11 protein-coding genes are annotated in these 11,812 nt (G+C 34.2%); 3 read left to right on the forward strand and 8 right to left on the reverse strand.

Annotated features, from left to right (window positions below):
• Positions 1-131 precede the first annotated feature (131 nt).
• Positions 132-275 (reverse strand): hypothetical protein, encoded by a 144-nt coding sequence (locus tag P178_RS23310; protein ID WP_155941670.1) that lies wholly within the window; start codon positions 273-275, stop codon positions 132-134.
• A 238-nt stretch (positions 276-513) separates the two neighbouring features.
• Here P178_RS23310 and P178_RS0118460 point away from each other — a divergent pair, with 238 nt between their 5' ends.
• Positions 514-966 (forward strand): ferritin-like domain-containing protein, encoded by a 453-nt coding sequence (locus P178_RS0118460; protein WP_027067626.1) that lies wholly within the window; start codon positions 514-516, stop codon positions 964-966.
• A 60-nt stretch (positions 967-1,026) separates the two neighbouring features.
• Here the strand turns inward: P178_RS0118460 and hpf are convergent, their stop codons facing one another.
• The 5 genes from hpf to sbnA form a co-directional block, all read right to left on the reverse strand.
• Positions 1,027-1,329 (reverse strand): ribosome hibernation-promoting factor, HPF/YfiA family, encoded by a 303-nt coding sequence (hpf, locus tag P178_RS0118465; protein WP_027067627.1) that lies wholly within the window; start codon positions 1,327-1,329, stop codon positions 1,027-1,029.
• An 8-nt stretch (positions 1,330-1,337) separates the two neighbouring features.
• Positions 1,338-1,736, reverse strand: coding sequence for a VOC family protein (locus P178_RS0118470; RefSeq protein ID WP_027067628.1), 399 nt, complete (start codon positions 1,734-1,736; stop codon positions 1,338-1,340).
• Between the two features lie 100 nt (positions 1,737-1,836).
• Positions 1,837-3,309 (reverse strand): hypothetical protein, encoded by a 1,473-nt coding sequence (locus P178_RS0118475; RefSeq protein WP_027067629.1) that lies wholly within the window; start codon positions 3,307-3,309, stop codon positions 1,837-1,839.
• Positions 3,284-5,101, reverse strand: a complete 1,818-nt coding sequence (locus P178_RS0118480; protein WP_036147141.1) for an FAD/NAD(P)-binding protein — start codon at positions 5,099-5,101, stop codon at positions 3,284-3,286. The genes P178_RS0118475 and P178_RS0118480 overlap by 26 nt, the downstream gene beginning before the upstream one ends.
• 8 nt (positions 5,102-5,109) lie before the next feature.
• Positions 5,110-6,114 (reverse strand): 2,3-diaminopropionate biosynthesis protein SbnA, encoded by a 1,005-nt coding sequence (gene sbnA, locus P178_RS0118485; protein WP_027067631.1) that lies wholly within the window; start codon positions 6,112-6,114, stop codon positions 5,110-5,112.
• A gap of 331 nt (positions 6,115-6,445) precedes the next feature.
• On the opposite strand from sbnA, the gene P178_RS0118490 reads away from it, so the two are divergent.
• Positions 6,446-6,910 carry a (2Fe-2S)-binding protein gene (locus tag P178_RS0118490; protein WP_027067632.1) on the forward strand — a complete coding sequence of 155 codons (465 nt, stop codon included), beginning with the start codon at positions 6,446-6,448 and terminating at the stop codon, positions 6,908-6,910.
• A gap of 47 nt (positions 6,911-6,957) precedes the next feature.
• Complete coding sequence (locus P178_RS0118495; protein ID WP_027067633.1) at positions 6,958-9,162, forward strand: xanthine dehydrogenase family protein molybdopterin-binding subunit; 2,205 nt, start codon at positions 6,958-6,960, stop codon at positions 9,160-9,162.
• Positions 9,163-9,239: 77 nt separating this feature from the next.
• Here P178_RS0118495 and P178_RS0118500 read toward each other — a convergent pair whose 3' ends face one another.
• Together P178_RS0118500 and mqo are read right to left on the reverse strand one after the other, a co-directional pair.
• The gene (locus tag P178_RS0118500; protein ID WP_027067634.1) at positions 9,240-10,118 is read right to left on the reverse strand and encodes a DUF6268 family outer membrane beta-barrel protein; all 879 of its coding nucleotides are present in this window, start codon (positions 10,116-10,118) and stop codon (positions 9,240-9,242) included.
• A gap of 113 nt (positions 10,119-10,231) precedes the next feature.
• The gene (gene mqo, locus P178_RS0118505) at positions 10,232-11,707 is read right to left on the reverse strand and encodes a malate dehydrogenase (quinone) (protein ID WP_027067635.1); all 1,476 of its coding nucleotides are present in this window, start codon (positions 11,705-11,707) and stop codon (positions 10,232-10,234) included.
• Between the last annotated feature and the right edge of the window lie 105 nt (positions 11,708-11,812).

The following is an 11,812-nucleotide window of genomic DNA, read 5'->3' on the forward strand; positions in this document are numbered from 1 at the left end:
CTCCAAAGGTCTAGCAACTCATTCAATCTGTTATTAATAAAAATTCATAGGTTTTTGTAAAATTGATAAACCATAGAATTCAAAAAACACTATAACCTGTTTAAAATCAATTATATATGTGAATTATTTCTTTATTTTGATACCTGTTTATTTTTTCTTTTATCTGAAATGTAGGTATATCCTAAATATGCAAGCTGCAAACCAACAGCTGCCATTTTCAATTTTCTACTTCTTACTAACATTTTTGCTACTCCAAATAGTGGTGATAGTCCCATAATTTTATTTTTTAAGTTCTCACCGAAAATAATACGAGCTGCTAATTCTTCTTAGCTCTATTCACTGAAATAATAGGCGTAAAACAATTAAAAACATAGTGTTTATGGGATATTGCTGTTTAATCAATAAAGCAAAAGTACTATTGTTTATAGTCAATGTTAATGCTGACATACTTATACCTTAGAAGTAGAAATTTTATTTAATCACAGGTGTAAACACCTATTAAAAAATAATATTATGAATACAGATATAGCAAAAATTGAGGATAGTCTAAAGGACTTAATAAGTAAAAATGAAGATGCAATTAAAGGATTCGAAAAAGCATCTGAAAATTCAAAACAAGTAGGAATTAAAAGCTATTTTGAGAAGAAGGTTGTTGAACGTATGCAATTTCTTAGAGAACTTAGAGCTGCTGCTCCAGAACTAGATTTAGGTAGTGTAGAAATTGAAGGTAGTGGTGCAGGTACATTACATAGAACCTGGATGGATGTTAAAGCATTTTTTTCAGAAGATAATGATGAAGCAATGCTAGAAGAAGCCGTAAGAGGTGATAAAGCTGCCATTTTAGATTATGATAAAGCATTGGCAGAAACTATGATGCCACATCGCTTAAAAGAAATTATAAGAGCTCAAAAAGAGCTTTTGCAGAACGATTTGGAAACTACTGAGATTTTAGAAAATCACAGATAAAAAAACTCCATCAAAAATTAAAGCCCTTGCAATTGCAAGGGCTTTTTTAATGCCTAATATTTAATAAGCTTTCATTTTATCTTTTCGCTTTTTCAGCTGCCGTTCTAATTCCCTAACCGATTCATTCACCGATTCTTCAAAATTCTCATTGCTGGCTTCTGCGAAAATTCGTGGACCAGGTAAACTTAAACGTATGTTACAGATCATACCTGTTTCATCAGATGATGTATTTTCTTGTTTTAGAAAAACATCTGCTCTAATTATATCGTCGAATTTATGATGAAGCTTATTTAATTTTTCAGCTGCATAACCTTCTAATCTTGAACTAGCTGTTACGCCGTCATACTCATATATTATATCCATATTACTTTTTATTTATCAACATTAATCATCCACCCAATACCAAAACGGTCTGTACATCTACCAAAGTGTCCCCATTCTCGCTCTCTAAATTCATGATGTACTTGACCACCGGTAGATAATTCTTTAAATAATTGTTTCCCTTCATCTAAATCATTCAAATCAACACTCATGTTAATTTGATTACCATTATTCAATGGAGTATCTGGAGCAGCGTCATATGCCATAAAATGAACTCCTTTCCCCTTTAACTCTGCGTGTTGCAGTTTTTGCCTAAAGGAGGACGGGACATCAATTTTCTTATCCTCATATGTTTGTCTGTTTTTTATTTCTGCGTTAAACAGATTTGCGTAGAAGTTTAATGCTTCTTGACAATTGCCGTTGAAGGCTAAATATGCTTGTATTTTCATGATATATTGTTTTGATACAATGTACTCACAACCCGCAATTCATCTTGTCTTAAAACACATTGTTATTGATGCATTTGACAATGCTATTTTAAAGTATTAATTATGAATTTAATACAATCTTATTATCATCAATAAATTGAAAAAACGATAGCTTTTCATGTGAACCCGTAAATATTAAATTAGTTGAAAGCTCAAAAAGGTGTGCCTCTGTTTCAAAAAAGTGCATCATATAACCTGCTGTATTTACAAATGCTACATATTCCCCAATTGCCGGTAGTCTAGGTAAGGTAATTTTACGTTTCAACAATACGTCTCTTTCTAAACAATAAGCTCCTGTAAAAAATACATCTACAGACTCTTCTTTCGCCACCTCAGAACTATATAACATAAAAGGGTCTAATAAAAAATCTGCACTAGAACTCATCATTTGGCTCATATTCATTTCTAAACCTACAAGCCATTGTCCTTTGGCATCCTTTTTTCTGTGACTAACTTTTGCGACCGTTATACCAACTTGATCTAATAATGATCTACCCGGCTCAATACGAATTTCTATATCATTCTTAAGTAGTAAAGATGCTACCGATAACCCAGATTCTTCATCTATAAAATCGAGTACTTCTTTCAAGAAAGAATTTTTGTTAACCGTATTGAAAAATGGATAGGTATTTAACTTACCTCTTAGCTCACCATCCTCAAGTCTAAAGCCTAGACCATTGCTGTTAAATGTGATATCATTATTGTTTTCTACTACTGCTTTTTTCAGATTTTCATTGAAGGTTACCCATTCGTTTTCTTTTTCCAAATAATTCATTAAAATACCCCCACCAATATCTATAAAGGATAGCTCATGTCCCTTATCTTTCAAGGTTGATGCTATTGTAATACTAGCAATTAAACTTACACTACGCTGGTGGGTAGAATATCCATCTAAATGAAAATGCAGCCCCGTAACTTTTAGAAAATCAAAAGTTTTTTGTTCCCCAACATAAGAACCAATAAAATCAACTATCTCATCTACATCAAAACCAAACCGGCTGTACAGCTTTTCTCCATCTACCTCAAATCCGCTTATGCGAAACCCAACATTTGCTATTTTACCAATCTCTTTTGCAATAGATTGTGTCAAAACACATTCATCTTCGTTATCTAAAATAATAGGTACGCCATTTTCTATAGCCAATTTAATTTGCGCTTCAGTTTTAATAGCTGCGGTCAGCACGAGGTTTTCTGCATTGCCACCTAAGGACAAAGATTGTTCTAGCTCTTTATAACTTGCAGTATCTACACCTATTCCCGAGGCAAATGCCTGCTTTACCAAACCTTTTGATTTGTTTGCTTTTCTTGCATAAAAAATGCGATACTTTAATCCGTATGACTCAAAAAGTTCCTTGTAATTTTTGCTATTTTCATTGAAAGACGGTAGGTGATGTATGTTTACGGGAGAACCATAACGTTCAATTAAGCCTCTTAAAACATCTTGATCATTGAACAGTTCATGCATCCAACTAGAGGTTATTGGTGTCAATTCATTTTTTGGTGCTCCTTTATAATACATTTTCTTCTCTTTCATAATTATCGATTGATCCATCTTTTTTTAAAATTGCTGCAGTAGTCTGTTTCGCCCACCCTGTAGCGAAGTCATTTCTAGTCCTTGATAAGGTGTCATTATCAAATGTTATACCCTCTGTTGGTGTTCCATAAAATGTAATATCTGGATTGATCTGCCCATTTTCGTTTATAGGATTTCCATCATCGTTCAATGCCAAACAGCCCGGTTTATATGAAGTATTCAGTTTATTTTCGTACTCCACAATAAGTTTGTTTCTTTTTAAATTTTGATACAACTCATTCTCAAAGTCTTTTTCTTTTGCCCTTGAAATTGTAGCATTTATATAAAAATCTACCGATGTTTCTTGTCCGTTTTCAACTTTTAAACTAAAACTGCCACACTCCTCATTTTCGGTAAAACTTGCCGATTTAGCAAAAGAAAAATCTAGCAACCCTGCTTTACACAATGCTACTATTTTTTGCAAATTTTTAACCGGCGGTCCGTAAGACAGCCTATTGAACAACCCAAAATAATAGGTATCAAATTCTTTGTGAGACACAGCATCTAAACCTCCAAAACTGTACAATTCATTAAAAATTGGACTAATTTTTCTCCATACGGCTACGGCTGCCATGAACGGACTTTTATCTTCTCCTCGTTTTGCCTCTTCTAATAAAAATTCTAAATACACCTGTATAACTACAGATGATAAAACAGGCTCATCTTTAAATGGGTCTACTATAGTTTCCCAATTAAATACAGGGCATTCTGGAAAATCTTCATGAAAAAACTTTACCTGATTTTCTATTACGGTGAAATCTTGATCAAAGTAAAGTTGATGCCCGTGAGAATTGAATAGCGCAGTGTAGAAAGCAAAATAGAACTCTTTTTTAATCAATGGTAATAGGGTACAATTAAAACTAATTGGTCTATTCTCCTTAAAATTTTCTACTATCGTTTCGCTAAAATATTGAAGTTCAATTTCTGAAGTTGGAGAACCATTTCTTGGTACCATTGGTAAGCCTGTTCTAGAGAAAAGATAAATTTTATAAGGCTCTTTACCAGATGAAATATATTTTAAAACTCCCTTATCGTTCTTTTTAAACTCCCCTCCTCTACCCTCTGTTAATGTAAGAACAGCATCTATAGCAGTAAGTCCAAATCCTTTAACTGCAACTAAAGAATTAGCTGTTACCGAGCTTAATTTTTCATCAACAGGGTATATAAAATCAATTCTATTTTTATTGTTTATTATTTTGGTTTGTTGTGATTTAAATGAATGATGACCAGTAGTAAATAATATATTTTGACAATCAACACTAAACTCATTGCCCATATTTCTGTAGCTACCCATTACCAAATATGACTTTTCATTCTTTTCTACGTTTACTACTGAACCTATATGGGTTATTACTTTTATATTTTTAGGTAAACTGTCAACAACCCGTTTAAAACAGTGTATAAGATAATCTCCAACAACTTTTCTTGGTGCATAATCTCCAGGTGCAGCATTGGTGTATCCGTTAATTTTTAACCACGACACAAAATCTACGGTTTCTTCCACATTTGATATTGGCTCTTCTAATGACCAGCAATTAATGTTTCTATTCGCATAGTTCATTATAAGATATTCCGGTTGATCTGTTCTGTAAACATCACCTGCCGCAAAATATTCTGTGGTATTGAAAATATGAATTTCAATAAGTTGATAAAATGTATTTTTATTTAAGTGAGCCACCAACCTTTCAAAACCATAAAATCCCTTAGGTCCAAAACCTATAATTCCTATTCGATATGTTTTTCTATTCTCCATATAACTTACTACCAACCGCCTATTGGCGTAAATGCATTTTTACTTTCTGGTAATTCGTTTAAAAGCCATTGTGGATTATAGATGGTATCTAAATACCGTTCTCCACGATCGCACAGAAACATTGCACAATTACTACCTTCTTCTATATTCTTACTATACTTTTTAACTGCACTTAAAATTCCACCGGAAGAACCCCCACATAATATTGCTTCTTTTTCCAATAAAGACCAACACCCACGAGCACAGTCTACATCATCAACATAAACATGATCATATATTCTAGAAGTATTTAAAAATTGAGAAGGGACCCCGGCACCATGTCCCGGTATTAATCTTTTTAAAGGCGGACCTCCAAATAGTACGCTTCCTACGGCATCCACTGCTATAATTTTTGTGTCCAGTTTATTCTCGTAGATAAAATCTGCACATCCCATTAGTGTTCCGCAAGTACTTGTTGCCACAAATAGATAATCTAATTTGCCCTGTAACGAATCCATAATTTCTGTCATGGTTTTATGATGCGTTTTAGGATTATCAGGATTACCGTATTGATTGGACCAAAAACTATTTGGAATAGTGTCTAATAAATATTGAACCCTTTCTAACCTAGCCGCCAAATACCCACCTTCTTTTTTGGGTTCTGTTACGTGCTCTATTTGTACACCGTATGTTTTAAGAATTTTTTCTGTGTGTGAATTTAGCTTAGGATCTACTACTACGATAAGCTTAAGACCGTAATATAAACATGTTTGTGCCAAACCTAGTGCCATATTACCAGAGCTTGATTCTATTACCGTATCCCCTTTTTTAATTCTTCCTGATGCAAGTGCCTCTTGTAATATAAAAAGAGACGTTCTATCTTTTATGCTACCTGCAGGGTTTGCCGCTTCTAATTTTCCATATAAATTGAAATAATTATCCGCCAAAATTCTATCTAATCGTACTAAAGGGGTATTACCTACAGTACTTATAATTGATTCAGAAATAACGCCTGATATATTTTGAGTTATCATTTTCTAGTATTTACAACCATTTCAATTAGAAAAAGAATGGTATAATTCAGCATCTAAAATTACCTAGGTAAATTCTAAACCAGTATCACGATAACTTTTATAAATAACTCGTTCGATTTTATATTATAAAATCTTATTAAAACCTCTTACAAATGGTTAGAATACAAAAATATACCCTAACCAACTACATATCAAACACATATACTTAATACGCCCAATTTGTGTTAGTTCTTAATTCAAGTAAAATTTTATGATTTTTTAATTGTAAATCTGGGCATTTACTCTGAAAAAATACCTAATTTCAAGGGACTCAAATAAATATTAAAATCTAATGGCGAATTTCAGTTTAAAAGTTAATGGAAAAACCCAAGAAGTAGACGTTGACCCATCTACTCCAATACTATGGGTATTACGTGATCATTTAAAATTGGTAGGCACAAAATTTGGTTGTGGAATTGCTCAATGTGGTGCTTGTACCGTTCACTTAGGTGATAATGCAGTGCGTTCTTGTCAACTACCTGTTTCAGCTGTTGGTGACCAATCTATCACTACCATAGAAGGTCTTTCAGAAAATGGAGATCATCCTGTACAAAAGGCATGGTTAGAAGAAGATGTTTACCAATGTGGTTATTGCCAAGCTGGCCAGATCATGAATGCCAGTGCATTTTTAAAACGGAACCCTAATCCTACAGATGTAGAGATAGAGGATGCTATGAACGGTAATATCTGTCGTTGTGGCACATATACGCGAATTAAAAAAGCAATCAAAAATGCTTCGAGTATTTCTAACGCGTAAATTAATTGCCCACAATTTTGGAATATTAACCTTCAAAAAATAAACAGATGACTCTCATAAAAACAACATATAATAGACGTTCTTTCTTAAAAAGCAGTTCGCTCGCTGGTGGCGGTATGATTTTAGGATTTAGTTGGCTTGCCTCATGTAAACCAACTCCAGAGCAGGTGAGCAACATACCTAAAGAATGGTTCGATATTAATTCTTTCCTGAAAATTGGAGATAACGGTATGGTTACCATTATGTCGCCAAATCCAGAAATTGGGCAGAATGTAAAAACTTCTATGCCAATGATCGTTGCAGATGAATTAGGGGTAGATTGGAAAAATGTAATTGTAGAGCAAGCTCCATTGAATACAGATATTTTTCAAAGACAACTTGCCGGTGGTAGTCAATCTATACGTGCAGGATGGTCTGGGTTAAGAATGGCAGGTGCTACGGCCAGACATATGCTTGTTGCCACTGCTGCTGAAGCATGGCAAGTACCAGCATCAGAAATTTCAGTTAAAGCGGGAATTATATCCCATGATGGTTCAGAGAAATCTGCGAGCTTCGGAGAAATGGCTTCTAAGGCGGCTACCATGCCGGTACCTGAAGAAGTAACCTTAAAGGAAACTAGTGATTTTGATATTATAGGAACGGATAAAAGAAATGTTGACGGACCAAATATTGTTACCGGAAAGCCTTTATTCGGTATTGATATTCAAGAGGAAGGAATGATGATCGCTATGATTATTCACCCACCTGCTTTTGGTATGACGTATAAGTCAATGGACGCCGAAACTGTAAAATCAATGCCAGGTATAAAAGATATTTTTCCTATTGATGTATATCCTGAAGGTGTTGAAAGACAATGGTCTGATGGTGGTGCTATAGATAAATTAGTTGCTATTGTTGGTGAATCTACTTGGCAATGTATGCAAGCCAAAAAAGCATTAAAAGTTGAATGGGAGAAATCAAGTGACTTGGAAAGCACTGCAGGCCATGATGAGGCATTAACTAAATTATTAAACACGTCTTCCAAAGAACCGGCCCGTAAAGACGGGAATGTAGTTAGTGCATTTAATAAGGCAGATAAAGTTATAGAACGTACCTACAGTGCTCCTTTTTTAGCGCACAATACAATGGAACCCATGAACTTCTATGCAGATGTTACCGCCGAGAGAGCCTTGTTTAACGGACCAATACAAACTCCAGAATTTTTAGAAAAGACCTTAGCTTCTAGATTGGACATGCCAGTTGAAAAAATTGATATTAAAATGAGCCGAATGGGCGGTGGTTTCGGAAGACGCCTATACGGTACATTTGGTGTAGAAGCGGCTGTGATTTCACAGCACATGCAAGCTCCTATAAAATTGGTATATACTCGTGAAGATGATATGACACAAGGTACCTATCGCCCAACGTACAAAGTAAAATATAAAGCAGGGTTGGATAAGGATGGCAATTTAATTGCTTGGCATGTAAAAGGTGCAGGATCTAACGATGATTTACTTTTTGAAAATAGATTTCCTGCCGGTGCCGTAGATAATTACCTAGCAGAAAAATTTAGTCTGGAAACCAATGTAACCACTGGTGCATGGCGTGCACCACGCTCTAACTTTGTTGCCGGTGCGGAGCAAGCCTTCTTAGATGAAGTTGCCGAAGCTGCCGGAAAAGATCCTATAGAATTTAGATTAGCGTTGTTTGACAGAGCAATAAAAGATCCTGTTGGCGAACCAGAAAAGAATGACTATGATCCAGAACGTTATGCCGGTGTTTTAAAATTAGTTAGAGATAAATCTGGTTGGGACAGTAATCAAAAAAATGGTGCAGCAAGAGGAGTTTCCGCCTACTATTGTCATAATTCTTATGTAGCGCAAGTTTTAGACCTTTCTGACGATACGAATTCACCAAAAGTTAATAAAGTGTGGTGTGCTGTAGATTGCGGAATTGTAATAAACCCAATGGCTGCTAAAAATCAAATAGAAGGGGGAATCATTGATGGAATAGGGCATGCTACATATAGCGAAATGACTTTTGAAGATGGTAAGCCTCAACATAATAATTTTGATACCTATCGTTTAATTAGACATAAAGAGGCACCAAAAGAAATAGAAACTTATTTTGTAGATAACGGTATTGATCCAACAGGATTAGGAGAACCTTCGTTACCACCAATTATTGGCGCTTTAGCAAATGCCTTATATAAAGCTACTGGTCAAAGACATTACAATCAACCATTTATTACTGAAAAGTCGGTAATTGGCTAACGCCCTTATGCTATTGTAAAACGAAAACGCCGGAAAAGAAATTTTCCGGCGTTTTTTATAGGTTCAATTCAAACCTACTATATTTTAAACCTTAGCACTGCTCTAAAATAACTTCTAGAATCATTATCTATGGTAAACAATGTATTGTTACTACCATCTTTCAATTTATTATTTAAACTGAAATTATAAGCTGCACGTAAATCTAATTGTAGATGATTTGTAAAATGATACTCGTATTGTAAACCACCATTAATTAAGGACATATTTATAATTTCAGCAGTGTCTGTTCCGTTAACTAATGCCCCATTTTGTATGTTAGATGTAAAACCATCTAATTGCCCAAATAATTTAAACCGGTGCTTATCTGATAAGTGATACTGTAAATTGGTTTTTGGAATACCAAGATTATATGACCAATCTGGTCTAAACTTTTTATAATAACTTATAAAGGGTAGCGGAAAAACATATCCCCTATTTTGCGAATAAGATAATCCAACAATTAAACGAGATGGCTTATCAAAATCATTTTCAAACTTTTTAATAAATACTACATCTCCTGAAAAAACCAAATCATTAGAATTTAGATTTTTAGCAGTAAGATTGGTACTTATACCTGGCTGAAAACGAACACCCAAACGCCATCCATTATTTAATGGTTTTGTATACCCAATGGTAAAATCCAATAATTTAAAATCGTTCAATAAACTTCTTTCAAATGGTAATTCATCGCTTTTAAAACGAAGATGTACGTTACTATAATCTATCCCCAAGAGTACGTATTCGCCTTCTTTTTTAAGTTTTATTGGGTAATTTATTAGAAATCGTGATCGTGTATATTCTACATCTGATCCTTTATTAGGGATAAACGTAAAATCTAATCTGGCTAAATCGCTTAATTGTGCCTGTGAGAAAAAACTAATACTAAAAAGAAAAAATAAAAGAAATCTAATTCGCATTTTCTATTTGTTGCAAGGGTGGTAAAATACAATAATGCAAGTACCGTCTTTTTATTGTATTGATTTAGTGCTTATAAGAAATATAATAGCTTAAATGAAAATGTATGATTGCTTTACAATTCTAAAATTTCGGTTACTCTTGCAAGTTCTTGATCAAACAAATCTTTGGTCACTTCCTTTTTATAAAAGGGAACCATTTTAGCTAATTGTTCTTTTCCTTTTTCTGTTGACATTAGTTCTGGAAATGCTTTCTCTAGAACATCTAACATAATCCTTACAGATGTAGATGCTCCAGGAGATGCTCCTAAAAGACATGTTATTTTACCGTCTTTACTACTTACCAATTGTGTTCCGAATTCTAAAGAACCACCTTCAAACTCGTCCTTCTTAATTGTTTGCACTCTTTGACCAGCAACTACTATTTCCCAATCTTCATTTTTTGCATCTTTTACAAATGCTCTTAAAGATTCCATTCTATCTTCAAAACTCATAGCTACTTGCTCTACCAAATATTTGGTCAGTGGTAGATTATGCCAGAATACACCCCACATGGAAGGGAGATTATCAAAATTGATAGATTTAAATAAGTCTAAGTTTGAACCTTCTTTTAAAAACTTAGGACTAAAACCTGCAAAAGGTCCGAATAACAATTCTCGTTTTCCATTGATATATCTAGTATCTAAATGAGGAACGGACATTGGTGGATCCCCAATTCCAGCTTTACTATATACTTTTGCGTTATGTTGTTCTATTAAATCTCTATTCTTGCAGACTAACCATTCTCCACTCACCGGAAAACCTCCATAACCATCCTTCTCCTCTATTTCTACTTTTTGCAACAATAATAAACTACCACCTCCAGCACCTATAAACACATGCTCAGCATCTACCGTGCTTTTAATACCCGTATTAAGGTCTTCCATTTTTAACAGCCAATCTTCATCATGGTCTGGGTCTATATCTTCAACCTCAGTATTAAACAAAATCTTAGTATCGTATTCCTTATCAAGAATTTCAAATAATTGTTCGGTAAGCGAACCGTAATTCATTTCCGTTCCCCTATCTATTCTAGATGCAGCCATTACTTCATCATCGTTACGCCCATGCATCATTAACGGGAACCACTCTTTCATTTTAGCTATCTCTCTAGTGAACTCTATAGTATCGAACATAAAATGTTCTTTCAGTGCCTTATACCTATTTTCTAGATAATCTGCATTCACTTTTCCTTTTACCCAACTATGATGCGGAACTGGCGAAATGAACGATTTAGGATTTTTAATTAACCCTTCTCGCACCAAAAAAGACCAAAACTGCTTAGAAATTTCAAATTGCGTACAGATTTCAATTGCCTTTTTTATATCCACATGACCAGCTTCATCCTCAGGCGTATAATTAAGTTCACATAATGCAGAATGACCTGTACCCGCGTTATTCCAAGCTGCTGAACTTTCTTGCGCCACCTTATCTAATCGTTCAACGATCAGTACATTAAGATCTGGCTTTAACTGTTTTACCAATAATGCCAACGTTGCACTCATGATACCTGCACCTACACATATAAGGTCATATTCCTTTCTTAATTCCATTCAAATTAAAATTATGTTGCTATCAATATTTTTGAAAAGTTAACTATTTCATCTGGTACTTATCCAATGCTTTTAAAATTAAAAACCATTCAACAAAAATAAAAA

The organism is Maribacter sp. Hel_I_7 (assembly GCF_000688315.1).
GTDB lineage: Bacteria > Bacteroidota > Bacteroidia > Flavobacteriales > Flavobacteriaceae > Maribacter > Maribacter stanieri.